Source organism: Pandoraea iniqua (assembly GCF_902459685.1).
Classification (GTDB): domain Bacteria; phylum Pseudomonadota; class Gammaproteobacteria; order Burkholderiales; family Burkholderiaceae; genus Pandoraea; species Pandoraea iniqua.
This window is the reverse complement of sequence record NZ_CABPSF010000002.1, coordinates 1,121,543-1,146,104: the sequence shown is the minus strand read 5'-3', so window position 1 is coordinate 1,146,104 and position 24,562 is coordinate 1,121,543. Positions and strand designations below refer to the sequence as shown.

Below are 24,562 nucleotides of genomic sequence, written 5' to 3'. Positions count from 1 at the left end.
TTGGCTGAACCGGGGACCGGATCAGGCGTCTTCGTGAATCACGCCCTCACCGTCTGCCACACCGGCGATGGCTTCCACACCCTCGTCGGCTTCGCCGGCCTGCGCCTCGGGATCGACCTCGGATACGCGCACGCGCGGCACCCACGGCTGACCGATGCTTTCATGCTCGAACACCGCCATCGACTCCACGTGCGACGTGTGCGGGAACATGTTCACCACGCCCGCCTGCGTCAGGCGATAGCCCGCTTCGTGCACCAGCAGGCCCGCATCGCGCGCCAGCGTTGCCGGGCTGCACGACACATAGACGATGCGCTTCGGCAGCCCTTCGTAGCCTTGCTGCGCCAGTTCGGCGAGCGCCTTCGACACCGCGAGTGCACCTTCGCGCGGCGGATCGATCAGGTAGCGATCGAAGGCGCCCAGTGCGCGGATATCCTCCGCCGTGATGTCGAACAGATTGCGGCAGGCGAATTCCGTGTGCGCCGCGACACCGTTACGCTCGGCATTGGCGAGGGCGCGCTCGGTCAGCGCCGTGCTGCCCTCGATGCCCATGACCGTGCCGGCACGACGCGCGAGCGGCAGCGTGAAGTTGCCCAGACCGCAGAACAGATCGAGCACGCGCTCGGTCGACTCGGGTGCAAGCAGTCGCAGCGCACGGTGCACCAGCACGCGATTGATCTGGTGATTGACCTGTGTGAAGTCCGTCGGCTTGAACGGCATCCGGATCTGATATTCCGGCAGCGTGTAGTGCAACTCCGGCTCGAGCGGATAGAACGGCACGGCGGTGTCGGGCCCCTTGGTCTGCAACCAGAACTGGACCGCGTTCGCATCGGCAAACGTGCGCAGAATATCTTCGTCCGCCGGCGTGAGCGGTTCGAGAATGCGCAGCACGAGGGCCGTCACATCGGCACCGATAGCCAGTTCGATCTGCGGCAGGCGCTCGCGAATCGACAGCGACTCCACCAACCGGCGCAGCGGCACCAGCATGTCGGAAATACGGCGCGGCAGCACTTCGCACGAATCCATATCGGCGACGTAACTGCTCTTGCGTTCATGGAAACCGATCAGCACGCCGCCCTTCTTGGGCACGTAGCGCACCGTCAGGCGGGCGCGAAAGCGATAGCCCCAGTCCGGCCCCTGAATCGGGCGCAGCATCGTCTCGGCCTTGACCTTGCCCAGACGGGCGAGATTGTCTTCGAGCACGCGTTGCTTGATGGCGATCTGGGCGCGCGGCTCAAGATGCTGCATCGAACAGCCGCCACACTTGCCGAAATGCGGGCATTGCGGCTGGGCGCGCATCGAGCTGGAACGCAGCACTTCCAGCGTTTCGGCTTGTTCGAACTTGGGCTTGCGGCGATAGCTCAGGTATTTGACGCGCTCCCCGGGCAGCGCACCTTCGACGAAGATGACCTTGCCGGGCTTGTATTCCGGCGTGCCAGGCTCACCTTCGGGCGCGGTGCGGCCAACGCCGCGCGCTTCCATGTCGAGCGATTCGATATCGATGATGCCGGGCTCGGCACTCGGCCGGCCGCGCGAGGAGTTTCGGGAGGAGCGGGTCACGTCTTTGTTCTCATGGCGACAGCAAACCCGGCATTTTAATCGATTCGCGCCCGCCTTCCCACTTGTCGCATCAAATCCACGCGTCGAGATATTCCTTCCAGTGCGGTGCCGCCTCGTCGCCGAGCGAGCGCTTCACGAACTCGATTTCCTGCTCGTATTCCGCCTGACGCAGACCACCGCGCATCAACTGAAAACGGCAGTACACCAGATACGTGTTCACGACGTCGGTCTCGCAGTAATTGCGGATCTCTTCGAGCTTGCCGTCGCGATAGGCTTCCCACACCTTGCTGCCGTCCATGCCCAGCTTGCCGGGAAATCCGCACAGCTTTGCCAGATCGTCGAGCGGCGCATTGGCACGCGCCTGATACATCGCCAGCAGGTCCATCAGGTCGAGATGGCGCTGGTGATAGCGGCTGATGTAGTTATTCCACTTGAACTCGCGGTCGTCTTCGCCCATGTCCCAATACCGCGGCGCGGCGACGCCGTGAATCATCGCTCGGTAATGCAGCACGGGCAGATCGAAACCGCCGCCGTTCCACGACACCAGTTGCGGCGCGTACTTCTCGATGGTGCGATAAAAGCCCGACACCAGCGCCGCCTCGCCGTCTTCGAGCGTGCCGAGCGACTTCACGCGAAAGCCGTCGCGGTCGCGAAAGACGCACGAAATGGCGGCGATGCGATGCAGATGCAATGGCAGAAAATCGTGTCCGACCTTGGCACGCCGGGCGGCGAACGCGGCTTCGGCCACGGCGTCGTCGGTCATGCCGGCGTAAGCCGGGTCGAGTCGGCGCAAACCGTCGACGTCGGGGATCGTTTCAATATCGAAGACGAGTACGGGAGATGCCATGATGAAAATCGGGAAAGAAATAGAAAAGGCCGCCGCACATTACGCGACGACCGGCAGCGCCGCCCTCACCAGCGACTCAGAGCACCGCGTCCTTGCGCACGCCGTTCGACGCGAAGTAACGCTTGAGCTTGACGAGCGCCTCCTGCTGAATCTGACGCACGCGCTCGCGGGTCAGCCCCATTTCGTCGGCGAGCTCTTCGAGCGTGGCGGGTTCAACGCGATTGAGGCCGAAGCGGCGCTCGATCACATAGCGATGTTTGGTCGACAGCCTCGACAACCACAACCGCATCAGATCTTCCAGCTCGCGATGCTGCACTTCCTGCTCGGGTGCCACACCGTGATCGTCGGACAGCAGATCTAGCAGGCTGCTGCCGGGATCGATCTCGAGCGGCGCATCGAGCGAGGCCACATGCTCGTTGAGCGCCAGAATGTCGGTAATTTCGTCGGGCGTCTTGCCGGTCAGATCGGCAATGTCTTCGATGCTCGCGTCACGTTGCTCGCCGCCGTCGACATAAGCCGCGCTCTTCTCCAGATGGCGCTTGGCGCGCAGCACCTGATTGAGTTCTCGAATCACGTGCACCGGCAAGCGCACGGTGCGCGCCTGATTCATGATGGCCCGCTCGATGCTCTGGCGAATCCACCACGTGGCGTAAGTCGAGAAGCGGAAGCCGCGGCCCGGGTCGAACTTCTCGATCGCATGCATGAGGCCGAGATTGCCCTCTTCGATGAGATCGAGCAGCGGCACGCCGCGATTGAGATAGCCTTTGGCGATGCTGACGACCAAGCGCAGATTGCGCTCGATCATCACCTGCCGCGCGGCAAACTCGCCGGCTTGCGCACGCGTCGAGTAATCGAGTTCCTCGGCGGGCGTGAGCAGCGGCTTGACGCTGATGCGATTGAGATAGTGCTGGACGGTATCGGCAGTGAGTTCGGCCTGAAGCACCGTGCCGAAATCGTCGCCATCGGCAGCTTTGCGCTTGCGTCCGCCCGACGATGTCTCACTGCTGCCCTCGCCACTGCCTTCTTCGTCGGATGACGGGGCGTCATCCTCCTCCGCCTCGCGCTCGTCGAAAGCGTCGTCCACGTCCTCTTCCTGCCGGGATTGCCGATCGTCGACTTCCTGATCGGGCTCCGGGGCAGCGAGGTCTTCCTCTTGCGAAGTACGACGCTTTCTCTTGAGCATTCGACCCTGCCTTGTTTATTGAGGCGGCAAATACTTCATCGGATCCACAGGTTTGCCATCACGGCGCACCTCGAAATGCAACATGACACGATCGGCATCGGAGTTGCCCATTTCGGCAATTTTCTGACCGCGCGTGACGCTGTCGCCTTCCTTGACCAACAGTGTGCGGTTGTGCGCATACGCCGTCAAGAAGGTCGAGTCGTGCTTGATGATCACTAGGTTGCCGTAACCGCGCAGACCGGCCCCCGAGTACACCACTTTGCCCGCACCGGCGGCATACACCGGATCGCCGACATTGCCCGCGATATTCAATCCCTTGTTCTTCGAGTCATCGAACCGGCCGACCACACTGCCCTTGGCCGGCCACGACAGCGCCAGATCACCGCTCGACACTGCGCTCGGTGCGGCCGATGCTGCCGAACTGCTCGGCGGCGGCACCACCGCAGGCGGCACCGAAGCCGGGTTGGGGCTCGTCGTCGCGGTCGACGGCGTGCTGCCGATCGGCGCCGGCAGCGGCGTGCCGGTATCGCCCGCAGGCGGCTTCACACGCAGCACCTGACCGACTTCGATCTGGTCGGGATTCTGAATGTTGTTCCAGCGCGCGATATCGCGATAGTTCTGACCGTTTTCCAGTGCGATCCGATAAAGACGATCACCCGGTTTGACGCGGTAGAAGCCCGGTGGCACCGGCGTATTGTCGATGACGGGAGCCCCCGCCACGCTGCTGTCGGTCGTCGTACCGCCTACGGTACGGTCAACGACCGGTGCGCCGACCTGTCGCGATGCGCATGCTGCCAGCATGCTCAGCAACAGAACACTGGCGACGCGTTGTTGAATACCCGCTCGCAAATTCACTCAATTCCTCCGCAGAATAGGCCCGACGGGCTTAGATGATGCCCGATTTTAAGGGGACGAATAACACCCTATCAAGCTGCGTCTCGCGCCACTGGCGCGTACCGACACGCTCGATGAGGGTCAAAATCTGTTGCTCGCCGCCCACTGGGGCAACGAGACGTGCGCCGACGGCGAGCTGATCGAGCAGCGCATCCGGAATTTCGAGTCCGGCGGCGGCGATCACAATACCGTCGAACGGCGCCACGGCCGGCAGACCGAGCCGGCCATCGCCGTAGTGCAACCGGATGTTCGGCACACGCAGCGGCCGCAGGTTGGCTTTCGCGCGCTCATGCAGCGGACGCACCCGCTCGATCGAGTAGACGTCGCGCGCCACACACGACAGCACCGCCGCCTGATAACCGCAACCGGTGCCGATTTCCAGCACCTTCTCCAGCGGACGGCCACTCGCGAGCAGCAGCTCGATCATGCGCCCGACCACCGATGGCTTCGAAATCGTCTGACCGTGGCCGATCGGCAACGCCGCATCTTCATAGGCCTGATTGGCCAGACCGGCGTCGACAAAGCCGTGACGCGGCACTGTCGCGAGCGCCGCCAGCACACCCGCGTGTTTGACGCCCGATGCGGCGACGCGTTCAGCCATCCGGCCCCGCACGCGCTCCGAGGTGAGGCCAATGCCATCCGGTGAAGGGACTGGCGCCGGCTTCGCATGACGCGTGGTGTTGCCTGTCGAAACTTTCACCGGCGCGGCAGGCGCTTTGCCTTGCACCGGGCGTGGCGCCGATTTCACCGGTTGCCCGGCCCCGTGAGGCGCAGGCTGTGCGTGCGGTGCACTGGCCGGCCGTGCCAGCCCTTTCGGCGTGACGGGGCGCGGCGCCGTCGAGCCTGCCGGCCGCGCCGACGCGCCTGCCATCGGCGTCGCCGCCGGGCGCAACCCGTGATGCGAATTCGGCGTGTGACTGGCCGAAGCGGTCTTCCCTGTCGCGGGCTTGCCCGATGCTACCGACGCTACCGGTGTTACCGGTGCCGTGGGCTTTGCCGGTGTCGCCGCCGCGCGCGTCATCGCGGCGGGCGGCGCACCGGCAGGGCTTGCCCGCGATGCCTTGTCGAGCACCGGCGCCTTGCGTTGGCGACGGGTCATGACTTCGGACAGAGGAAGGGGAAAACGCTTCGGCGGTGTCGTCATTGTCCGGCCACCCCTGCGCTGGCCAGCCAGTCATGCACGACACCGAGTCGTGCGTTATGCGTGAGATCCAGTTGCAAGGGGGTGACCGAGACGTAATCGTGCGCCACGGCGTGAAAATCGGTGCCTTCGCTGCTATCGCGCGCGTCGCCGGCCGGGCCGATCCAGTAGATGGTTTCGCCGCGCGGGCTTTCCTGACGGATCACCGGCTGCGACTGATGCCGCTTGCCAAGACGCGTCGCTTGCGCGCCCTTGAGCTGCTCATACGGCAAATTCGGAATATTGACGTTAAGGAGAATCGGCGCGCCAAGCGGCCGCTCCATATAGCGCTCGATCACGTCGCGCGCCACGCGTGCGGCGCTGTCGAGGTGATCCCAGCCCTTATGCACCTGAGAGAAGGCGAACGACGGGATACCGAAGAGAAAGCCTTCGGTGGCCGCCGCGACAGTGCCGGAATAAAGCGTGTCTTCGCCCATGTTCTGGCCGTTGTTGATGCCGGAGACCACGATGTCGGGCCGCTCGTCGAGCAGCCCGGTCAGCGCAACGTGAACACAATCGGTCGGCGTGCCGTTGATGAAAGTGAACCCGTTGCTGCCTTTGAAGACCGACAGCGGTCGTTGGAGGGTCAGAGAATTGGACGCACCGCTACAGTTCTGTTCGGGCGCCACCACGGTAATGTCGCCAAGCGGGGCCAGCGCTTCGTAAAGCGCGGCCAGGCCTGGCGCCTGATACCCATCGTCGTTGCTGAGCAGGATTCGCATGAAGGCAATTGTAACCGAGGAAAGGTCCCCGGATATGACGCTCACGAGGCGTCGGATGCCTACATCTTCTCGGTCTCGCCCGCCTGCGGCTGCCAGACCAGCAATCGCTTCTCCACCACACCGACGAGCCCGTCGAGCACCAGCGCGAACGCCGTCAGAATCAACACCCCAGCGATCACGGCGTTGATGTCGAACGTGCCTTCGGCTTGCAGAATCAGGTAGCCCACGCCACGCGCCGACCCCAGATACTCACCGACGACGGCACCGACGAACGCGAGGCCCACCGAGTTGTGCAAGCTGGAGAACACCCAACTCGTCGCGCTCGGCAGATACACCCGGCGCAGCAACTGACGCTGGTTCGCACCCAACATGCGCGCATTGGCGAGCACCACCGGGCTGACTTCCTTCACGCCCTGATAGACGTTGAAGAACACGATGAAGAACACCAGCGTGACGCCCAGTGCCACCTTCGACCAGATACCGAGCCCGAACCAGACCCCGAAGATCGGCGCGAGAATCACGCGCGGCATCGAGTTGGCGGCCTTGATATACGGGTCGAGCAACGCCCCGGCCGCGGGCGAGAGCGCGAGCCACAGCCCCACCGCCAGCCCGGCCACCGTACCGATGGCAAACGCGAGCACAGTCTCGAGCAAGGTCACCCCGAGGTGAAGATAGATTTCCCCGCTGGCGAACCACTGCCAGATCTGCCACAGCACCTTCTGCGGTTCCCCGAAGAAGAAGGCGGCCTTGTCGGGACTATCGAAGTAGAACGCCGGCAACAAGGTGGGGCTGGTCAGCACATACCAGACCAGAAAACTCACTACCAGCAGCAGCCATTGCCACAACCGCAAATGGCGCATGATCGAACGATTACGCATGACGAACGAATTCCGGGAATATCAGACAAGCCAATCGAACCAGCCGAAGACGTCGGGCAAATCGAAGCAATCCATCCAGTCGAACCACTCGACCCAGCCGCACCCGATGTTCAGGGGCGTCAACGTGATCTGGTGGCTCACGAAGCTCAGGAAGGTCACGATTTGTCCCATGACGCTCAGACAGCCTTGAGCTGTTGGGCATAACCCTTCAACACTTCTTCGCGCAACACATCCCAAATCTGGGCATGCAGCTCGGTGAAGCGCGGCAGGTTCCGAATTTCCGCCACATCGCGCGGACGCGGCAGGTCGATGCGGAACTCCCCGATCGGATGGGTGCCCGGCCCGGCGGCCAGCACCACCACCCGGTCGGACAGCGCAATCGCCTCATCCAGATCGTGCGTGATGAAGAGCACCGCACGGCGCTTGGCGGCCCACAGTTCGAGCAGTTCGTTCTCCATCAACTGACGCGTCTGGATGTCGAGCGCCGAGAACGGTTCGTCCATCAGAATGATGTCCGGATCGAGAATCAGCGTCTGCGCCATGGCTACACGCTTGCGCATGCCGCCCGAGAGCTGATGCGGATAGCGGTCGCCAAACCCGCCCAGCCCCACGCGCTTGAGCCATTCGTCGCCGCGCGCCTTCGCTTCCTCCGGCGCGACACCCCGAAACTCCAGCCCGGCGGTCACGTTGTCGATCGCGTTGCGCCAAGGCATCAGCGCTTCGGCCTGGAACATGTAGCCCGCGCGCGAGTTGATCCCCGTGAGCGGTTCGCCGAACACTTTCACCGTGCCCGACGACGGCATCAGCAGCCCCGCCGCGACGTTGAGCAGCGTCGACTTGCCGCAACCGGTCGGTCCGACCACCGACACAAACTCGCCCGGCGCAATGTCGAGCGAGGTGTCGGCCACAGCCGTGTAGCGCTGACGACGGTCGTCGCGCGCGACGAACGTGCAGGTAATGCTGTCAAAACTCAGAGCCGGCGCAGTCATCATTTGTACTTGGCGTCGGCCTTCTTGGTGAACTCGTTCGTGAACGTCTTCGCCAGATCGATCGGGCGGCCCTTCACGGTCTCATCGAAGGCCTGCAACGTGCGCAGCGCCGTCGCGGGGCCATCGGCGGGAATGATGCCGTCCGGCGAGATAGCTTCCTTCACGCGGCTCCATGCATCGAGGTACAGCGCGCGGTCGCCGAGCAGATACGCTTCGGGCACCGTCTTGATCAGGTCCGACGGGCCGGCCGTCTGCAACCAGCGCAGCGCACGCACCATGGCATTGGTGAGGGCCTGCGTGGTGTTCGGATTTTTCTGGATGAACGACTCGTTCGTATAGAGGCAGCCGGCGGGCATGTTGCCGCCGAACACCGACACCGTTTCCTTGAGCGTGCGCGTGTCCGAGATCACGCGGATCTCCTTATCGCGCTCCAGCATCGTGATGACCGGGTCGAGGTTGACGATCGCGTCGATGTTGCCCGAGCGAATCGCCGCGAGCGCACCCGACGAGGCACCGACACCGACGAACGCCACTTCATTGGGCTTCACGCCGCCCTTGGCGAGCACGAAGTTCGCCATGATGTTCGTCGACGAGCCCGGCGCGGTCACACCGATCTTCTTGCCGCGCAGATCGGCCAGCGACTTGTAGTTCGGCATCGTCTTGTTCGACACGCCGAACACGATCTGCGGCGCACGGCCTTGCAGCACGAAGGCGCGGATGAACTGGTTCTTGGCCTGCAACAGAATGGTGTGTTCGTAGGCGCCCGAGACCACATCGGCACTGCCGCCGACGAGTGCCTGAAGCGCTTTCGAGCCGCCGGCGAAGTCGGAGATTTCGACGTCGAGGCCTTCGTCCTTGAAGTAGTTCAGGCGCTCGGCAATCGTGAGCGGCAGGTAATAGAACAGATTCTTGCCGCCGACGGCGATAGCGATCTTGGTCTTTTCAAGTTTGGCTTGTGCGAAGCCCGGGCGAATGCCTGCGCTCAGCAGACCGGTGGCGGCAAGAGCCGTCACGAACTGACGTCGTTGCATGGTGATTGTCTCCGTGGTTGCAGCGTTCTTTCTTTATTCGACGTGCTTTATTCACGAGACGCCTGCGCGAGCCGTCCGACTGTGCACCGGTCATACCGGGCAAAGTCGGCACCGTCGGCACGGCACCCCGTGATCCTGCGCCAGCGATCACTCAGATGATCTTGTTCTCGCGCAGGGTCTTGATTTGCCCGGCATCATAACCCAGTTGCCCAAGCACCTCATCCGTGTGTTCGCCCAGTGCCGGGCCGAGCCACTGGGTCTCGCCCGGCGTGTCGGAAAGCTTGGGCGTGATGTTCGGCAGATCGATCGGCGTGCCATCGGGAAACCGGTAGCGCTGGATCATCTGACGCGCAGCAAACTGCGGGTCTTGGAACATGTCGGCCACCGTGTAGATTCGGCTCGCGGGCACATCGGCCCCTTGCAAAACGGTGAGCGCTTCATCGATGGGGCGCGTGCGTGTCCACCCGCCAATCGCATCGTCGATTTCCTGCGTGCGCGGCACGCGGCCATCGTTGTGCGCGAGGCCCGGATCCTCGGCGAGGTCGGCGCGGCCGATGGCATGCATCAGCCGTTTGAAAATCGGGTCGCTGTTGCCGCCGACGACGATCATGCCGTCGGCGCACGGGTAGGTGTTCGACGGCACGATGCCCGGCAGCGAGGCACCGGTGCGCTCCCGCACCATGCCCGCCACGCTGTACTCGGGCACCACGCTCTCCATCAGATTGAACACGGCTTCGTACAGGGCGACGTCGACCACCTGCCCTCGCCCGCCGTTCACGTTGCGGTGATGCAGCGCCATCATCGCGCCGATCACCCCGTGCAACGCCGCAATCGAATCGCCGATCGAGATGCCGATACGCGGCGGCGGCAGTTCGGGATAGCCCGTGATATGACGCAAGCCGCCCATCGACTCGGCGATTGCGCCGAAGCCCGGCCGGTCGCGATACGGGCCAGTCTGTCCGTAGCCGGAGAGCCGCACCATCACCAGCCCCGGGTTATCGGCCGAAAGCTGTTCGTAACCGAGTCCGAAGCGCTCGAGCAGACCGGGGCGAAAGTTCTCGACCACGATGTCGGCCTGCGCGGCAAGCTTGCGCACGATGGCCTGACCTTCCGGTGCCTTGAGATTGACCGTGACCGACTTTTTGTTGCGCGCCTGCACGGCCCACCAGAGCGACGTGCCGCCCGCGTCGGGATGCATCTTGCGCCACTTGCGCAACGGGTCGCCGTGCTCCGGATCTTCGATCTTGATCACTTCGGCACCAAACTCGCCGAGCATACGTGCGGCGAACGGCCCCGCGATGAGCGTGCCCAGTTCGAGCACCTTCACGCCAGCGAGTGCACCCTTCCCCGGCAAGCCGGCAGCACCAGCAGCGGCTGTCGCGCCAGTGGAAGCCGTGGAAGCCGTGGAATCGGGAGGCAGTTGGGTTTGAGTGGACGACGTACCGGCAGCGGTAGTGGCCTGAGCGGCCTGCGGTGAGCGGGAAGCTTCGAACGACTTGGACAACGTGGACTCCTGTGCTTCATCGACGGGCATTGCCGTCAACGCCAGCGCCCTGCGCGCGAGCAGGACACCTCAAAAATTGGCTGCCAATATCTACCAACGCTACCAACGTGTTGGCAAACGAACGCCTATGGTAATGCGAGTGCACGCACTCGGCCATCCGCATGAGTACTATCCGGTGGGGACGTTGTTTTGCGGTACGAAATAGAGACTAGAGACGGCGAATGAGGAACGACAGATGCGGACGGGCGCGTCGGTCACGTCTCGAAGAGATGCCGCGCGCCGCGCTGTGCCGCGATGTAGATGGCCTCGCCGCGATTGCGTGCACCGAGCCGCCGGTACAGGGCAGAGACATGCGTCTTGGCGGTGCCTTCGGAGATCACCAGTTGCTGACAGATGGTCTTGATCGATAACCCACGCGACAAAAGCGCGAGAATTTCGTACTGACGCTGCGAGATGCCCAGCAGCGCGGACTCGGCCAACTGCGTCGCCTTATCGCCGCCGAGCGGAAACACGGGCATGCGCGAGAGGGGCAGCGCTTCGCCCAGCGCCTCCTGACGCCACAGCACGAGCAACGCCGAAAGCGCCTCTTCGGGCACGTAACGGCCACCCGAGAAGGCCATATCGAAGACCGAACGAATCCGCGCGAGCGAGTTCGGCCATGGCAGGCACGCCGTCACGCCGGCCTGTAGCCAGCGAATGATTTCATCGGGAAAACCCGCATCGCCGACGACGATCACCGGCACCGGCGGCGTGCATTCGCTCGCCACCGCGCACAAGGTGTCGACGGCGGGTGTGCGTGCAATCGACTCGTCGAGCACGAGCGCACGCCGCGACGGCAGTTCGCGCAGCCAAAGCCAGTCCTGTCCCGTGACATCGTCCACGTGACGCAGTACTGGTGGCGTCGCGTTCGCCTCGGTTTGCAACGCGACTTGCAGGCCGCTCAGCCAGGTGGCAGCCTCACCCACGACCAGCACACGCATGGTTTCCCCTGTCGATCCGGTCGGCCTCTGCGCCGCCGTTCCCCACTTCCCGTTTACCGCTAATTTTGTGACGCCCGCCGTTTTGTCATGTTTTCTACGGACTGCGGCCCCGCTTTCCGGCCGCGCCGCCAGCAAAAAACCGAAGAAGTCTTCAGTCTTTTGTGATCCGGTTTTACGTGTCAGGCGTCACCTCGTTGTCCGAGCAGTTTATGCGTGAAGCCCGCGTAACGGCGAGCCAGCGGACCTGTGACGCCCATCGATGTTGCCTTTGCGCGACAAAACGCAATTTGCGTAAATTAATTACTCAAACAAACGAAAGCAAGCTATTACTTTTTTCCCCTTTCCTTTCTGTAAACGCGCAATAAAATACAGCCAATATCGCGAGAACAGCATGCGGAGGCCGGGGGGCACGCCATGTCACACATCTTCGTCAGCAAGACGCGCACTGCCATGTTTTGCGTGGCCGCTGCGTGCTTCACCGCACCGGCTTATGCCGACTCGCTGGACGTTGGCGCCGTGCCGATCGCGGTGAGCGATGCTTTGCTCAACAGCACTCGCGCGACCAACGCTCAACGCACCCTTGTCGTGTCCAACGTGTCCGGCGGCGCCGCTTCGGCGATTGCCCCAGTCAACGCGACCATGACAACGGCGAACAACGTGCGCCTGTGGGACGAAGTGATTCCACCCGTCCCGTCGCCGAAACCCACGCAGGCATCGACGTCGAATCTGCCACGCACCATCGTTGCCAGTGCGCAAAATAATCTGCAAAAAACCAGCCTGAATATCAGCGCCACATCGTCACGCATGCCACGCTGAGCGCTTCACACCGTCACCGGCAAAACAGCCCGGCCAACCTCGGCCGGGCTTTTTTTCATCATCAGAACGTGTACGGGAAGCGCACCCCGATCACGTAGTTCGGTGCGTCCGGCGACATCCCGGCGTTGACGTAACCGTTGACCGTCCAGTGCTTGTCGATCGCGTAGTTGATACCGAAGTTGAGCGACGCCGCGTTGGTCGTGCTGCCCGCCACCGTGGTGTAGGGCCCGCCCGGCGTCGCCGTCTTCGTGGCGCGCGAGATGGCCGTCGAGTACGAAATCGACAGGGCCGTCTTATCGTTGAGCGCCAACGCCATCCCGGCGCCCACCTGCACGATGTCGCCGAGCTTGACCTTCGCCGGCGTGGTCGTGCCTTCGATGGTCGAGATGTCGTCGAACGTGCGGGCCACGTTGTAGGTGTAAGCCACGTTCGCGAACAACACGATCGGATCGTAGGTGCGCAGGAACGACAACCCGGCCGTGAACGCCCAGATGCCGTTACCCGTGGGCAGCCGCGACGGCGTGGTCAGGTTGTTGTTGGTCGGGTCGGGCGTGCCGAGCTTGATGCCGAACGGCGACGTACCGGTCGGCGCGGTCACACGCAACGACGCGACGATGTCGGGCCAGTTCTGCGATTCCTTGACGATCTGGTAATACAACGACGCGTTCACGTCGCCGATGTTCGCCGAGTTCTTGCTGATATCGCTGATCGCCGATGACGCGCCACCCACCCCGCCCGAAATAAAGTCGGAGTTGCGATACAGGTACGGCACGTCGAACGCCACGCTCAGCCGGTCGTTGATCCCGTAGCGCGTGTTGACGTCGAACGTCCACACGTTAGCTTTGGTTTCGCCGAGATTCAACTGACCGAGAAAGATGGCATCGAGCGCGAGAAAGCCGCTCAGCACGAGTTGCCGGCGATCGTAGTAGCTGTAGCTGATACCGGCGTCGATGGTGAGCTTGCGATCGAAGAGCGGTGCGTGCTGCGCCTGCACCACCGCCTCTTCCGCCGGCGTGCGTTGCGAGTCGCTCGTGCTCTTTTGCATCTGCTGCGTTTCGCCGATCGGCGTGGCGGACGTCGGGCCAGCTGCGCCCGCCGCGCCACCGCCCGGCGTACCCGCCGAGCCGGCGGCGGAGCCGTCACCGGGCGAGACTTGCGCGATCTGCGCAGTGTCCCAGGCGGTGAGCCCGCGACCACGTTGCGCCATCTCGATGTCGGTCAGGCGTTGCTTCAGAGAAGAAATTTCCCGCTGCTGCCGGTCAACCATGTCCATCAACATCTGGAGACGGTTATCCGGCGATGGGTCCGTATGCTCCTGAGCCTGGGCCGATAGCGTGAAAAGCAGTACACCCCAAGTAATGGCGGCAACGGGAAAAAAACGGTGAGTCTTCATGATCCCCCCCGGGTAAAAGTGCGGCGAGCGCCTCGCGACGACATGCCGCGCGCAATCCAACAAACACGTGTTTCCAAACGACGGTTGTCCTTGCTGCTCGACTGCGGAGCGACGCGTGCAGGTGGTTTTGCGTTCTTGCGAACCCTGACGACGTCACCCTCTTGTTCGCCACGCTCGCCGACCGATCCGCCCCGCAGCGATCGCGGTTCAGCATCGGTTGCCGGCATCGACTGCCTGCATCGACTGCCTGCATCGACTTTCATGCGGCGTTGCCCCTTGGTTATCATGGCGCCCGCGACCTGCCCCGGGCGCTGCCGGCTTCTCGTTGCCGCCGTAACGTTACGTAATGTCCGAGATGCGTAACGTTACGGTGCCGACGAGAGCCACCTGCTTGTTCAGCGACGCACGGCGACCATGTTCGCCATTGCGTTCTGAACGCCGACCTGTCGAAGGGCGTTCGACGTGAGCGGATTCGTTTGCAGATTCAATTGCAGCGTGTTCATCACCTGCTGCGCGTTGCCTGCGACCTGTACGACCTGCATGATCTGATTCATCGCACCACCGGCACCGCCGGCAACGCTCTGTCCGAGATTGCCGTTGGGCGTATTCAATGCAATTTGCATGCCCGCCGAGGTGATCGCCACACTGGCGCTCAGGTTGCCCACGGTGGTTTGCGAGTTGCTCTGCCCTTGCGCGCTGGTCGGCACCAGCATCGACAGCGAGACGCCCGGGGCGTACTGAATGGTGGCCCTGTTGAGCGCGTTGTTCGCGTCGCCGGCCACCTGCGTGATCTGTGCGACACCATTGACCAGCACGCTCGCGGCACCCGCCGCAGCCTGTGTGATCGGCGTCGTTGCGTTGACCAGACCGGGGATGATGCCGGTGGCGGCAGCTGTCTGGACCTGATAACCCGTGTGATTGGCGTTCTGGCTCACACCGAGCACGCCGGTCGCCGCAAGGCTGGCACCGGTCGGCATTTGCCATTGCGACTGCATCACGAGCTGAAAGCCCGTGATCATGTTTTGCTGCGCGTATTTGCCGGTGGCTTGTGCGAGCACGTCGTCACCGACGGCCTGCCAGCTATCGGGCACCACGCTCGACGCAAATGCCGGCACGGCACTTACGAGGAACGGGATGGCCAGCATCGGGACGTAACGGTTCATGATGTTCTGGTCTCAAAACAGGTTCGACCGGATGATGCCGAAGTCCACCATCGGGGTCGCTGTCGTCCCGGTCGTCAAGGCGCTGTCGCGCAACTTGACCGCCAGGGACTCGTTTCCTTTGAGTAGCGGAGAATCCTCCAGGAACGGCTTGCCGATGACCGCCAGGACCAAGCCATTCCACTGCTTGGCAAAATCGGCTTGCTCGATAATTCGGTTGCCCAGCGCGGGGTCGGACACGAAGATGCGCCCGTCTCTGGCCGCCTTGATGAGCACGAAATGCTGATACCCGTTGACATCGATGAGCGCGATGACCGGGATCTTCAGGTCATACAGCGCGTTGATGTCCACCTTGAAGCCTCGCCCCTCGAGCCCGAGCGTCTCGACGAATTTCTTCATGTCGAGCATCGAGAACCCATTCTTGATGACGGTGTCCGGGTTGGAGAAGACCATCATCTTCTGAATCATTTCCGGCTCGGGGATATCGATCCCGTAGCCGTAGCGCAGCAGTGTTGCCAGTGCTGCGGAACCACAACTGAAGTCGTATTCCTGCTGGACCAGATTCACGTAGTGCATCGACTTGAACGAACGCATCGTCTTGACCGCCGGTACGCCAGTCGAAGACTCCAGGTTCACCGATGCATACTGCGCGTGCCCGGCCACGCTTGCGCACGCCAGAGCGCAAACGGTAGCGATCCTCACTGCGGCACGACGCGCATCATTCATGACACACCTCATGAAAAAACCGGTCCGGGGAGACCCCGGACCGGTTGCACACCTTACTTGATTGCCGAGATGGCAAGGCTGTTGCTCTGGACGTTGCCGATGCCCGAAGCCACGTTCACGCCGATGTTGCCGCTAGCCCAGGCGAGTGCACCTGCGCCCAGCGAAGCATTGGCGATGAAGTCGCCCGAGGCCTTCATGCCAGCCTTTTGGTCGGTTTGAGCCGTCGAGTTGGCCGCGCCGCCCTTGTACCAGCCGGTTGCCCCTTGCGAGACTGCCGCAGCCAGACCGTTTTGCTGCACGTTGCCGATACCCGAAGCCACGTTCACGCCGACGTTCCCGGTCGCACCGGCGAGGGCACCATCACCCACGCTCGAAGTGACATAGAACTGCGACAGGCTGGCCGAACCCTTCGACGACTGGTTCGCAAACACTTGAGCCGAGGCATACACCGGCTGAGCGTTGAGCGAAGCGATCGCGACGTTGTTCGCCTGCGCGTTGTCGGCACCTGCGGCCACGTTCACACCGATGTTGCCGTTGGCGTTAGCCAGTGCACCACCACCCAGCGTCGCACCCATCGTTTGATAGACGGCGGTGTTGGTATGGAACGTGATAGCGCCCTTGGTCCACGTGGTTGCCACCGTGTAGGTGTTCGAGAAGCCCCACAGCGCACCGGCGGCGATCGAGTCGCTCTCCACTGAAGCGTTGCCATGGTTCACGACGGCATTAAACGCGGCATCGAAGCTCTTCTGCGTGTTCAGGAAACCGCCTGCCAGGAACCCGGCAGCCTGCTGCGATTGCTGGCCGTAGGCGTAGCCGCCCCAAGCCGAACCCTGACCCGCGCCGAAGTTGCCGACGAGGTAACCGCCATAAATTGCCAGACCGCCCGGCAACGGCAGCACGCCGCCACCGATGATGCCTCCGCCGCCGGCGATGTTCGAGTATTGATACCCGCCGCCTGCGATGAAGCCACCCGAACCCGAGCTGGACTGCCCTGCCACATAACCGGCACCGGCCTGGAACGAACTGTTCGTATTCAGATGGCCGCTAGCGCTGGCATTCACCCACGACGTAGAGTTGTCGTAGTGGGTGGTGGTCTTGCCTGCCAGCAGGTAAGCGCTACCCTGATCCGAAACCGTCGTGGTCTTCGCGTCGACGCCATACGTCACGTGACCCGTCGTGTAGTTGCCAAGCAGCGGCCCCTTCAGGTTCACGTGGTGGACGTCTACGCTCTGGTTGCTTTGCACGACGGCGTTGCCGGTATTGTCCACCGTGACGCAGCCGCGAATGCCGACCAGACCGAAAATGCCGACCAGGTTGAGCACGTTGGTTTCATTGCCGATGAACGAGAAGCTATATTGCTGGTGATTGGGTGACGCCATAGCGGTACCCGTTGCTACCAGCAGTGCAGCCGCTGCAATTGCTTTCGTTTTCATGACCATCTCCTTGACGAGAGAGTTACCCAGTTAAAAAGCTGTGCCCGCCGGGGGACGGAGCACAAAAACATTTGCGGTTACATTGCCTATCCCAGCCGACTGGTTCACTTGCACCACCCCGCTCGCGCCCCGGAATGCGTCACCGGAAATCGATGCCGTACGGAACTGATCGTTGAGGTTGTCGTGCCCAGCCGGGCCACCCTTGGAGATCGCAGCGGATAGTGCCGTATCCGATACGCTCGCCACTCCAGCCGCATCGCCCATCACAATGACCGTAGCGTTGCGTTGAAGATTGCCGGCACCGCTCGCCTGGTTCACCTGCACCAGTCCGGACGTGCCTGAAAATGCGTTGCCTTGAATTGCCGCGCTCGCGGCACCTGTCGTGCTCGTGACGACGGCTGCCTGATTGGTACTCGACGTGCCGAGCGTCACGCTGCCACCGTTGGCGATCAGCGCGCTGTTCGCTTGCGCGTTGTTCAGCCCGGCCGCCTGATTCACGGTCAGTGCGCCGGTCACGCCCACCGCAACGCCGCTTTCGACGGTTGCGCTCGTGCCGGCGAGCTGGCCGTTCACGATGTAGATGTCTTCCGCAGAAGCCGTCCCGGCAAACCCGGCGGCGAGAACCATGGCCACGGCGACCTTGAGCGGTGCGCCGTGCAGGCGTCGAATGTCGCGATACGCGCTCATTTGGCGACTCCCGCAGCACCCATGCTAGTCAACGGCGCCAGGGCCGAGTTGATGACCGACGGCACCAGCGTGCCGATGCTGCCGATACCGCCGCCACCGCCCGAGCCGCCGGCAAAACCGCCACCGACACCGTTCGAAGAATTCAACGCGTTGCCACCGCGGGCATTGCCCACCAGCACACCCATCACCGGATTGATGCCCGACTGCACGGCACCCGAGATCAAGCCCACCGAAGCACGGCCGGTCAATTCACCATCGGTGACTTGATTGACGGCGCCCATCGCGGTGTTGAACGGGCCCATCGGGAAAGCCGGTACCGAGATGCCAATCGGGTTCTGGACGCGCGGCAGTTGCCGTCCGACGTACTCCGGCCCGATGTTGCGCTCGATCACGATGTCTCCCGGCGGGGCCGGTTCGGCCCGGGCGGTGGCGGGAAGCAGTGCCGGGGCAATTGCCATGAGCATCGTGGCGATCACGTTGCCGGCCTGCATCGCTGAAGTGTTGATCATGTCGTTCACCGGGTGGTGTAGGTCACACGCGTGACCTGAACGTTGTTCACGCCGTTCGACAGTTGCTGCGGACGCGGTGTCGGCGTCACTGCGCCGGGCAGTTCGTCCCACAGCGTCACGCCATTCGCGAGTGTCATGCCGGGTGACTTGACCATCGAGCCGCCCTGCAAATTGCGGCCGCGCTGGTTGCCGAGTTGTTCGTCGTCGATGCGCGCTGCGGCAAGCGGTACCTTGCTCAGTCCGGCATCGTTGTGGCTGTTCGTATTGCTGTCGTCACTGGCGGCAATGGCGGCCGGTTCATCGGCCGGGGCTTGCGCGGCAGTTTGTTCGGTAACCGGGCCGGCAGACACCGCCACATCAGCGTCGCTGATCGGCGTTGCCGTCATCATGGCCGTCACAGACGTCACGGCGGCCGACGGCGGCACCATGGAACCCGTGAGCATTGCAATCTGCATGCGCGGGGCGCTCAGGGCGGGGGCCGCTTCCTGCGCCTGCGCCGGTGCAGCGCACAGACCGAGCGTCACGACGATGGCAGCGCCCATTGCGCCTGCGCCTTGTCGTACTCGGTATTGCATTTCGGTGGTGAGAATTCGCATCGCTGTGCCCTCCTTGCCCGAGTCTATAAAGCGACTTCCGTGCCACAACGCTCAAGTGCTTGAAAACATGAAGACTTTTATTTTTCGCCAGCGGGCGCGACAGGCGCCGTGTCCGAAAACGTTTCAGCATTGATACGTCATGCGGTTCCGGCCACTTTTGTCACGCTTGCCGCGTCGCCGGCAGACATGCCGAACCGCGAGGGATGTCGGCGTCGTCAACGACGTCTTTCGGAAATGCCCTATACACAAGGGTCTTGCGTGACAGATTTGCGGCAGAATCGGCCTCTCCCCGTCAAACGACATGGCAGCGTCACACCCGGCGCTTGGCAACGCGAGGCCTGCCGACGCCCCGGATGTTTCATCTTTGATGTGTTCGCGGGACAACCCGTAGTGCCCGAACCGCTGAAACTTCGTACCCCTCGACATGACGGCAAGGTGACCGCGCCATGACATCGCTCACGTCACGTTGAACCAGCACTGCACCGCACAATCTCTCGCGCTTCGAGACAACGCAATGCGTACGACGGCGCGCGCCGTCAGAGTCGCCCGCAAGCCCCGTCGTTATTGGCGATGGCAAGGCTCGCGAACGACGAGTACGCGTCGAAAACCACTGCTTTTTTGGGGGGAGATAGTGCACAAGACGGGCCGATCATCAGGCGGAATCGGGAGTAATCAGGAGCCCAAAAAGAAACGACCGCCCTGCTCAACGCAGGACGGCCGCCCTCTCTTCGCCAGAAGATATCAGGCCGGCACGCCCGATTCATCACCACGCAATCCATATCGGCACATCAGTCGATACAGCGTAATACGCGAAATTCCCAACTCTGCCGCCACGTCGGTCAGACGATGGCAGTGACGCAACAAGGCCTGTTCGATGGCAATTCGTTCGGCTTCCGTACGAATTTCTTCGAGCGTGCGTACCAGCGTCGGCACCCACGGCAACAGGTCGAGATCTTTCGCCGAAATCATGCGGCTGTCAGCCATCACGATGGCACGGCGAACACGGTTGATGAGCTCACGGACATTGCCGGGCCAGTGATACTCATACATGGCTTGCACCGCACACTGCGTGAAGCCGCGAATCTTGCGATGGTTATCGCCTTTGAAACGTTGCAGCACGTGATGGGCCAGAATTTCGATGTCCTGACCACGCGCGCGCAGCGGCGGTTCGTCGACGCGCAACACGCACAGGCGGTGATACAGGTCGACGCGGAAGCGCCCTTCTTTCACGGCTTCTTCGAGGTCGACGTGCGTCGCGGACATCACCCGCACATTCACCGGAATGACATCGTGGCCGCCGAGTCGCTCGATGGCGCCCTGTTGCAGAAAGCGCAGCAGGCTCGCCTGACTCTCGATCGGCAGGTCACCGATTTCATCGAGGAACAGCGTGCCGCCGTTCGCCGCTTCCACCCGGCCGATCTTGCGGGCGTTGGCCCCTGTGAAAGCGCCGCGCTCGTAGCCGAACAGTTCGGATTGCATCAGGTGCGGCGGAATGGCGCCGCAATTGATCGCCACGAATGGCCCCTTGGCACGCAAGGAGCGCTCGTGAATCGCCACCGCGCTCAGTTCCTTGCCGGTGCCCGACTCGCCCGAAATAAACACTGGCGCGTCGGTGTTGGCCACTTTGCGGATGGTGCGGAATAGCAGTTGCATCGCCTCGCAGGTGCCGACCATTTCCTGGTCGCCACCGACTTGCGGCGTGAAGATGACGGGCACCTCGCACAGCGAGGCCATGCCCCAGGCGTGACCGATCGAGTGCGCGAGCTGATCGTTCGTGCACGGAACATTTACGTAGTCGAAGCAATAGTCGCGAATCAGCCGGCGCACCGACGTCGTCGTGAGCTGTTGTGGATTCGTGGCAGCAACCCAGCCGACGGTCGCCGGCTGCATGCAGGACTCGAAAGCGCCGAGCTCGCGATCGGAATAACCGCTCGCCAGGTCGATGAGTGCTGCGCTGGTAACCCCGGGATTGAGAATGCGACCGACGTCGCTGGCGCTCTTGGCCGGCACAACTTGCCAGCCTTGCTCGCCCAAAAACGACAACAGACCGTCGTTGTGCTTTCGGGAAGCGTAAATCAGGGTGCGCCCGGTATCGTTAGCCATACCTTAACTCCCTGCCTAAGCAGTGCCTGCGCGGGTGACCGGGTTTTTCGACCGGCTTGACGCGACAGGTATACGGCCCCACGCCGCTTGGGAGTTATGGTCTTCCCCGTATTCCTTGGGTCCCCGAGTCGGCAGGTTCAGTCTAGAAGACCGGGGTATGCCCAGAAATAGCGAGAAACAGCTAATCCGATTGGATGAGAGGAGCAGTACCTACGCGCAAACACCCGTGGCGTCACGCGCGCGTCATGCTCAGAGCGTATGCCTGTCGAGGACTGCGCGGGCAATGGTGCCGGCGTCCACGTACTCGAGTTCGCCGCCCACGGGCACGCCGCGAGCCAGCCGGCTCACGCGCAAACCACGGGCCTTGAGCATCTGCCCGAGGTAGTGGGCCGTGGCCTCGCCTTCGTTGGTGAAGTTGGTGGCCAGCACCACTTCTTTGACCACGCCGTCGGTGGCGCGGCGGATCAATTGTTCGAAATGAATCTCGCCCGGGCCCACGCCGTCGAGCGGCGAGAGATGACCCATGAGCACGAAGTACAACCCCTTGAAGGTCATCGTCTGCTCGAGCATGTTCTGGTCGGCGGGGGTTTCCACCACGCACAACAGGCTCGTGTCGCGCTCGGGATCGAGGCACGTCTCGCAGACTTCCACTTCGGTGAAGGTGTTGCAGCGCGCGCAATGGCGAATCTGCTCCGACGCCTGCACCAGCGCCTCACCCAGCCGCACGGCGCCCTGACGGTCGCGTTGCAGCAGGTGATAGGCCATGCGTTGGGCGGACTTCGGCCCGACACCCGGCAACGCGCGCAGGGCGTCGACGAGTTCCTGCAGGCTCGAAAGCTGGCGCATGCGTCGTCTTTCCTTCGCTTATAACGTTAGAACGGCAGCTTGAAGCCCGGCGGCAGCGGCAGACCGGAGGTCATGCCTCCCATCTTCTCCTGCGCGGTCGCTTCGGCCTTGCGCACGGCATCGTTGAAGGCGGCAGCCACGAGGTCTTCGAGCATGTCCTTGTCGTCCGCGAGCAGGCTCGGGTCGATGGTCACGCGACGCACGTCGTTCTTGCAGGTCATCACAACCTTCACCAGACCGGCACCCGACTGACCCTCGACTTCGATCAGGGCGAGTTGCTCCTGCATCTTCTTCATGTTTTCCTGCATTTGCTGAGCTTGTTTCATCAAGCCCGCGATATTTCCTTTCAGCATCTTGACTCCTGAGTAGTGCGCGTGCGGACGCGTTAGGCAATAGAGAGATTATTGGATGTATAGCGAGTCGCGTCGACTGCGCGATTGCGAACCCGCTTATTGTACCGGCCGAATGCTGTTCGGCAGGATTTGAGCGTCGAATTCGTCGATGAGTTCACGCACCAGCGGATCGTCGGCGATGGCCTGTTCGGCCGCCCGTTGCCGGGCCGCCGCCGCTTCCGCAGCGAGCGATGCGGCAGTGGTGCCCACCTGTCCCAGTTCGACATGGACCTGAACGTCGCCGCCGAAATGTTCGGACAACACCTGCCGCAGCTTGTCTGCGGTGGCTGAATCGGCCAGCTGACGCAGCGGCACGCGCAAATGCAGCGCACGGCCGGCCACTTCGGTCAGTTCGCTTTGGAACGCCAGTTCCCGCGCCAGACCGCGCGCGGGCAATTCGGCGGCCAGTGCCGGCCATTCGCCAGTGAAGACGGGGGCGTTGCCGTCCGCTTCACGAAAGACACAGGCGCGGGGTGCGGCCGCCGGCGCGGGTGCCGGAGCCGGGGTTATGCCGGCGGAAGCAGGCTCGGGCTCCGGGTCGGCGCCGGCCGGGGCATCGTCTGCCGGACGTGAAGCGCTGCGACCCGCCGACGAGCCGCTCGCGCCACCCGACGTTCTGCCACCGGCGCCCTTGCGACCGGCATTGAGCGCAGCAAGCGCGGCCCGGGCCGGCGACATCGGCGCGCCTGCGCCATCGGTCGGTGCCGTCGCGCGCGCTGCCGGTGCTCGGCGCACTTCGGGCTGTGCCGCGGGCGCCTGAGGTGCCGCCGAACGCATCGGTTCCGGTGCAGAAGCTTGCGGCGCTCTCGCAGGCGCAGGAGCAGCAGCGGGTGCTGCCGCGCGCGGTGCCGCGTGGGGTGTGGGTGATTCGGCCAGCGTCCCGCCCGCGAGCAACGGCGTAAACGCCGCCATGCGCAGCAGCGCCATCGAGAAACCGGTGTATTCGTCGGGCGCGAGGCCCAACTCGCCGCGCGCACGCGTGGCGATCTGGTAATAGAGCTGGACCGCTTCCGGCGAAATCGCTTCGGCGAGCCGGCGCACGTCGGCCGCTTCGGGCCAGTCGTCCGAGACGGCGTCCGGCGCGAATTGCGCCAGCGCGATCTTGTGCAGCAGACTGCCCAGATCCTGCAAACCCGCGGCAAACGAGAAGCTGCGTTCGGCCATTTCGTCGGCCACGGCAATCAGGTCGGTCCGCGAGCCGTCTTTCAGGGCATCGAGTAGACGCACGAGCACGCTCTGATCGATGGCGCCGAGCATGCCGCGAACGGCAACTTCCGTGAGCGGACCGGCCGCATAGGCGATCGCCTGATCGGTCAGCGAAAGCGCATCGCGCATGCTGCCGCTGGCCGCTTTCGCGAGCAGACGCAGGGCCTGAGGCTCGTTGTCGATGCCCTCTTCGCCCAGAATGGTCGTGAGATGCGAAACGATGTGCCCCGCCGGCATCTGCTTCAGATTGAATTGCAGGCAGCGCGAGAGCACGGTGACCGGAATCTTTTGCGGATCGGTCGTCGCGAGAATGAATTTGACGTGCGCGGGCGGCTCTTCAAGCGTCTTGAGCATCGCGTTGAACGCGTGACCGGTGAGCATGTGCACTTCGTCGATCATGTAGACCTTGAAGCGTGCGTCTGCCGGCGCGTAGACCGCTTTTTCGAGCAGCGAGGTCATCTCGTCGACGCCGCGATTCGAGGCCGCGTCCATTTCGACGTAGTCGACAAAGCGCCCTTCGTCGATGGCACGGCATGCCCGGCAAACGCCGCACGGCTGCGCCGTAATCCCCGTCTCGCAATTGAGCGCCTTGGCCAGAATGCGCGAGAGCGTTGTCTTGCCCACGCCGCGCGTGCCGGTAAACAGATAGGCGTGATGCAGGCGCTGTTGCTCGAGCGCGTGCGTCAACGCACGCACGACATGCTCCTGGCCCACCAGGGTCGAGAAGCCTTTGGGGCGCCATTTGCGCGCGAGTACTTGATAGGTCATGCCAAATTGTAACAGTTCGGCGGTGAGCTTCCGCACCGTTGGACGTCGCCCGATCAGGCGTCGATCCGGCCCGGAACCTCACCTCGCCGCGCGGGGAATGACGCCGACGAATTGAGGAGACTATCGGTGCGATAGAAAAAAATGTTGCGCGATTCTACCGCG

At 63.1% G+C, this 24,562-nt stretch carries 24 protein-coding genes; 1 reads left to right on the top strand and 23 read right to left on the bottom strand.

From position 1 onward, the window contains the following. Positions 1–21 precede the first annotated feature (21 nt). The 12 genes from rlmD to PIN31009_RS28160 all read right to left on the bottom strand — a co-directional run bounded on the left by rlmD (position 22) and on the right by PIN31009_RS28160 (position 11,765). The gene (rlmD, locus tag PIN31009_RS10890; RefSeq protein ID WP_281355841.1) at positions 22–1,557 is read right to left on the bottom strand and encodes a 23S rRNA (uracil(1939)-C(5))-methyltransferase RlmD; all 1,536 of its coding nucleotides are present in this window, start codon (positions 1,555–1,557) and stop codon (positions 22–24) included. A 70-nt stretch (positions 1,558–1,627) separates the two neighbouring features. Continuing rightward, positions 1,628–2,404: a 3'-5' exonuclease gene (locus PIN31009_RS10885; protein WP_150790189.1), complete on the bottom strand. Its 777-nt coding sequence runs from the start codon at positions 2,402–2,404 to the stop codon at positions 1,628–1,630. A gap of 76 nt (positions 2,405–2,480) precedes the next feature. Then, positions 2,481–3,587 carry an RNA polymerase sigma factor RpoS gene (rpoS, locus tag PIN31009_RS10880; RefSeq protein WP_150684153.1) on the bottom strand — a complete coding sequence of 369 codons (1,107 nt, stop codon included), beginning with the start codon at positions 3,585–3,587 and terminating at the stop codon, positions 2,481–2,483. A 15-nt stretch (positions 3,588–3,602) separates the two neighbouring features. After that, positions 3,603–4,388, bottom strand: a complete 786-nt coding sequence (locus PIN31009_RS10875; RefSeq protein ID WP_150790301.1) for a peptidoglycan DD-metalloendopeptidase family protein — start codon at positions 4,386–4,388, stop codon at positions 3,603–3,605. An 85-nt stretch (positions 4,389–4,473) separates the two neighbouring features. Further along, positions 4,474–5,580 carry a protein-L-isoaspartate(D-aspartate) O-methyltransferase gene (locus PIN31009_RS10870; protein WP_425495473.1) on the bottom strand — a complete coding sequence of 369 codons (1,107 nt, stop codon included), beginning with the start codon at positions 5,578–5,580 and terminating at the stop codon, positions 4,474–4,476. A 41-nt stretch (positions 5,581–5,621) separates the two neighbouring features. Next, a complete protein-coding gene (surE, locus tag PIN31009_RS10865) occupies positions 5,622–6,383 on the bottom strand; it encodes a 5'/3'-nucleotidase SurE (protein ID WP_150684151.1) in 762 nt (253 codons plus the stop codon). A gap of 59 nt (positions 6,384–6,442) precedes the next feature. Next, positions 6,443–7,261, bottom strand: a complete 819-nt coding sequence (locus tag PIN31009_RS10860; protein ID WP_058379263.1) for an ABC transporter permease — start codon at positions 7,259–7,261, stop codon at positions 6,443–6,445. Between the two features lie 21 nt (positions 7,262–7,282). Then, positions 7,283–7,432, bottom strand: coding sequence for a hypothetical protein (locus PIN31009_RS27895; protein WP_174996061.1), 150 nt, complete (start codon positions 7,430–7,432; stop codon positions 7,283–7,285). Between the two features lie 5 nt (positions 7,433–7,437). Next, positions 7,438–8,250: an ABC transporter ATP-binding protein gene (locus PIN31009_RS10855; RefSeq protein WP_150684301.1), complete on the bottom strand. Its 813-nt coding sequence runs from the start codon at positions 8,248–8,250 to the stop codon at positions 7,438–7,440. Then, entirely contained in the window at positions 8,250–9,281 is a 1,032-nt protein-coding gene (locus PIN31009_RS10850; protein ID WP_087688114.1) for an ABC transporter substrate-binding protein, read from the bottom strand. Before PIN31009_RS10850 ends, PIN31009_RS10855 begins: the two co-directional genes overlap by 1 nt. A 151-nt stretch (positions 9,282–9,432) precedes the next feature. Further along, positions 9,433–10,815, bottom strand: a complete 1,383-nt coding sequence (locus tag PIN31009_RS10845; protein WP_246185598.1) for a CaiB/BaiF CoA transferase family protein — start codon at positions 10,813–10,815, stop codon at positions 9,433–9,435. A gap of 224 nt (positions 10,816–11,039) precedes the next feature. Next, positions 11,040–11,765: a helix-turn-helix transcriptional regulator gene (locus PIN31009_RS28160; RefSeq protein WP_246185597.1), complete on the bottom strand. Its 726-nt coding sequence runs from the start codon at positions 11,763–11,765 to the stop codon at positions 11,040–11,042. Between the two features lie 414 nt (positions 11,766–12,179). Between PIN31009_RS28160 and PIN31009_RS10835 the strand changes: the two genes are divergently transcribed. After that, positions 12,180–12,581, top strand: a complete 402-nt coding sequence (locus tag PIN31009_RS10835) for a hypothetical protein (protein WP_150790187.1) — start codon at positions 12,180–12,182, stop codon at positions 12,579–12,581. 61 nt (positions 12,582–12,642) lie between these two features. Here PIN31009_RS10835 and PIN31009_RS10830 read toward each other — a convergent pair whose 3' ends face one another. The 11 genes from PIN31009_RS10830 to dnaX all read right to left on the bottom strand — a co-directional run bounded on the left by PIN31009_RS10830 (position 12,643) and on the right by dnaX (position 24,400). Then, a complete protein-coding gene (locus tag PIN31009_RS10830; RefSeq protein ID WP_246185596.1) occupies positions 12,643–13,854 on the bottom strand; it encodes a hypothetical protein in 1,212 nt (403 codons plus the stop codon). A gap of 515 nt (positions 13,855–14,369) precedes the next feature. After that, a complete protein-coding gene (locus PIN31009_RS10825; RefSeq protein ID WP_150790186.1) occupies positions 14,370–15,137 on the bottom strand; it encodes a peptidase C39 in 768 nt (255 codons plus the stop codon). Between the two features lie 12 nt (positions 15,138–15,149). Further along, positions 15,150–15,860: a C39 family peptidase gene (locus tag PIN31009_RS10820; protein ID WP_246185595.1), complete on the bottom strand. Its 711-nt coding sequence runs from the start codon at positions 15,858–15,860 to the stop codon at positions 15,150–15,152. Positions 15,861–15,913: 53 nt separating this feature from the next. Beyond that, a complete protein-coding gene (locus PIN31009_RS10815) occupies positions 15,914–17,293 on the bottom strand; it encodes a hypothetical protein (protein ID WP_150684147.1) in 1,380 nt (459 codons plus the stop codon). Positions 17,294–17,323: 30 nt separating this feature from the next. Beyond that, positions 17,324–17,980 carry a hypothetical protein gene (locus PIN31009_RS10810; RefSeq protein ID WP_246185594.1) on the bottom strand — a complete coding sequence of 219 codons (657 nt, stop codon included), beginning with the start codon at positions 17,978–17,980 and terminating at the stop codon, positions 17,324–17,326. Next, positions 17,977–18,489, bottom strand: coding sequence for a hypothetical protein (locus PIN31009_RS10805; protein ID WP_150684146.1), 513 nt, complete (start codon positions 18,487–18,489; stop codon positions 17,977–17,979). The genes PIN31009_RS10810 and PIN31009_RS10805 overlap by 4 nt, the downstream gene beginning before the upstream one ends. A 5-nt stretch (positions 18,490–18,494) precedes the next feature. Next, positions 18,495–19,085 carry a hypothetical protein gene (locus tag PIN31009_RS10800; protein ID WP_150790185.1) on the bottom strand — a complete coding sequence of 197 codons (591 nt, stop codon included), beginning with the start codon at positions 19,083–19,085 and terminating at the stop codon, positions 18,495–18,497. Positions 19,086–19,826: 741 nt separating this feature from the next. Then, positions 19,827–21,188 (bottom strand): sigma-54 dependent transcriptional regulator, encoded by a 1,362-nt coding sequence (locus PIN31009_RS10795; RefSeq protein ID WP_150684144.1) that lies wholly within the window; start codon positions 21,186–21,188, stop codon positions 19,827–19,829. Between the two features lie 249 nt (positions 21,189–21,437). Next, on the bottom strand, positions 21,438–22,034 hold the full coding sequence (gene recR / locus PIN31009_RS10790) for a recombination mediator RecR (RefSeq protein ID WP_058379274.1): 597 nt from the start codon (positions 22,032–22,034) through the stop codon (positions 21,438–21,440). A 26-nt stretch (positions 22,035–22,060) separates the two neighbouring features. After that, complete coding sequence (locus PIN31009_RS10785) at positions 22,061–22,387, bottom strand: YbaB/EbfC family nucleoid-associated protein (protein WP_058379275.1); 327 nt, start codon at positions 22,385–22,387, stop codon at positions 22,061–22,063. Between the two features lie 96 nt (positions 22,388–22,483). Next, positions 22,484–24,400, bottom strand: coding sequence for a DNA polymerase III subunit gamma/tau (gene dnaX / locus PIN31009_RS10780; RefSeq protein WP_150790184.1), 1,917 nt, complete (start codon positions 24,398–24,400; stop codon positions 22,484–22,486). Positions 24,401–24,562 lie beyond the last annotated feature (162 nt).

What these genes read in the sequence shown, in the direction of transcription:
- PIN31009_RS10885 (WP_150790189.1), bottom strand. Translation starts at nt 2,404, where the DNA reads ATGGCATCTCCCGTACTCGTCTTCGATATTGAAACGATCCCCGACGTC.
- rpoS (WP_150684153.1), bottom strand. Translation starts at nt 3,587, where the DNA reads ATGCTCAAGAGAAAGCGTCGTACTTCGCAAGAGGAAGACCTCGCTGCC.
- PIN31009_RS10875 (WP_150790301.1), bottom strand. Translation starts at nt 4,388, where the DNA reads ATGCTGGCAGCATGCGCATCGCGACAGGTCGGCGCACCGGTCGTTGAC.
- PIN31009_RS10870 (WP_425495473.1), bottom strand. Translation starts at nt 5,580, where the DNA reads ATGACCCGTCGCCAACGCAAGGCGCCGGTGCTCGACAAGGCATCGCGG.
- surE (WP_150684151.1), bottom strand. Translation starts at nt 6,383, where the DNA reads ATGCGAATCCTGCTCAGCAACGACGATGGGTATCAGGCGCCAGGCCTG.
- PIN31009_RS10860 (WP_058379263.1), bottom strand. Translation starts at nt 7,261, where the DNA reads ATGCGTAATCGTTCGATCATGCGCCATTTGCGGTTGTGGCAATGGCTG.
- PIN31009_RS27895 (WP_174996061.1), bottom strand. Translation starts at nt 7,432, where the DNA reads ATGGGACAAATCGTGACCTTCCTGAGCTTCGTGAGCCACCAGATCACG.
- PIN31009_RS10855 (WP_150684301.1), bottom strand. Translation starts at nt 8,250, where the DNA reads ATGACTGCGCCGGCTCTGAGTTTTGACAGCATTACCTGCACGTTCGTC.
- PIN31009_RS10850 (WP_087688114.1), bottom strand. Translation starts at nt 9,281, where the DNA reads ATGCAACGACGTCAGTTCGTGACGGCTCTTGCCGCCACCGGTCTGCTG.
- PIN31009_RS10845 (WP_246185598.1), bottom strand. Translation starts at nt 10,815, where the DNA reads ATGCCCGTCGATGAAGCACAGGAGTCCACGTTGTCCAAGTCGTTCGAA.
- PIN31009_RS28160 (WP_246185597.1), bottom strand. Translation starts at nt 11,765, where the DNA reads ATGCGTGTGCTGGTCGTGGGTGAGGCTGCCACCTGGCTGAGCGGCCTG.
- PIN31009_RS10835 (WP_150790187.1), top strand. Translation starts at nt 12,180, where the DNA reads ATGTCACACATCTTCGTCAGCAAGACGCGCACTGCCATGTTTTGCGTG.
- PIN31009_RS10830 (WP_246185596.1), bottom strand. Translation starts at nt 13,854, where the DNA reads ATGGACATGGTTGACCGGCAGCAGCGGGAAATTTCTTCTCTGAAGCAA.
- PIN31009_RS10825 (WP_150790186.1), bottom strand. Translation starts at nt 15,137, where the DNA reads ATGAACCGTTACGTCCCGATGCTGGCCATCCCGTTCCTCGTAAGTGCC.
- PIN31009_RS10820 (WP_246185595.1), bottom strand. Translation starts at nt 15,860, where the DNA reads ATGAATGATGCGCGTCGTGCCGCAGTGAGGATCGCTACCGTTTGCGCT.
- PIN31009_RS10815 (WP_150684147.1), bottom strand. Translation starts at nt 17,293, where the DNA reads ATGAAAACGAAAGCAATTGCAGCGGCTGCACTGCTGGTAGCAACGGGT.
- PIN31009_RS10810 (WP_246185594.1), bottom strand. Translation starts at nt 17,980, where the DNA reads ATGAGCGCGTATCGCGACATTCGACGCCTGCACGGCGCACCGCTCAAG.
- PIN31009_RS10805 (WP_150684146.1), bottom strand. Translation starts at nt 18,489, where the DNA reads ATGATCAACACTTCAGCGATGCAGGCCGGCAACGTGATCGCCACGATG.
- PIN31009_RS10800 (WP_150790185.1), bottom strand. Translation starts at nt 19,085, where the DNA reads ATGCGAATTCTCACCACCGAAATGCAATACCGAGTACGACAAGGCGCA.
- PIN31009_RS10795 (WP_150684144.1), bottom strand. Translation starts at nt 21,188, where the DNA reads ATGGCTAACGATACCGGGCGCACCCTGATTTACGCTTCCCGAAAGCAC.
- recR (WP_058379274.1), bottom strand. Translation starts at nt 22,034, where the DNA reads ATGCGCCAGCTTTCGAGCCTGCAGGAACTCGTCGACGCCCTGCGCGCG.
- PIN31009_RS10785 (WP_058379275.1), bottom strand. Translation starts at nt 22,387, where the DNA reads ATGCTGAAAGGAAATATCGCGGGCTTGATGAAACAAGCTCAGCAAATG.
- dnaX (WP_150790184.1), bottom strand. Translation starts at nt 24,400, where the DNA reads ATGACCTATCAAGTACTCGCGCGCAAATGGCGCCCCAAAGGCTTCTCG.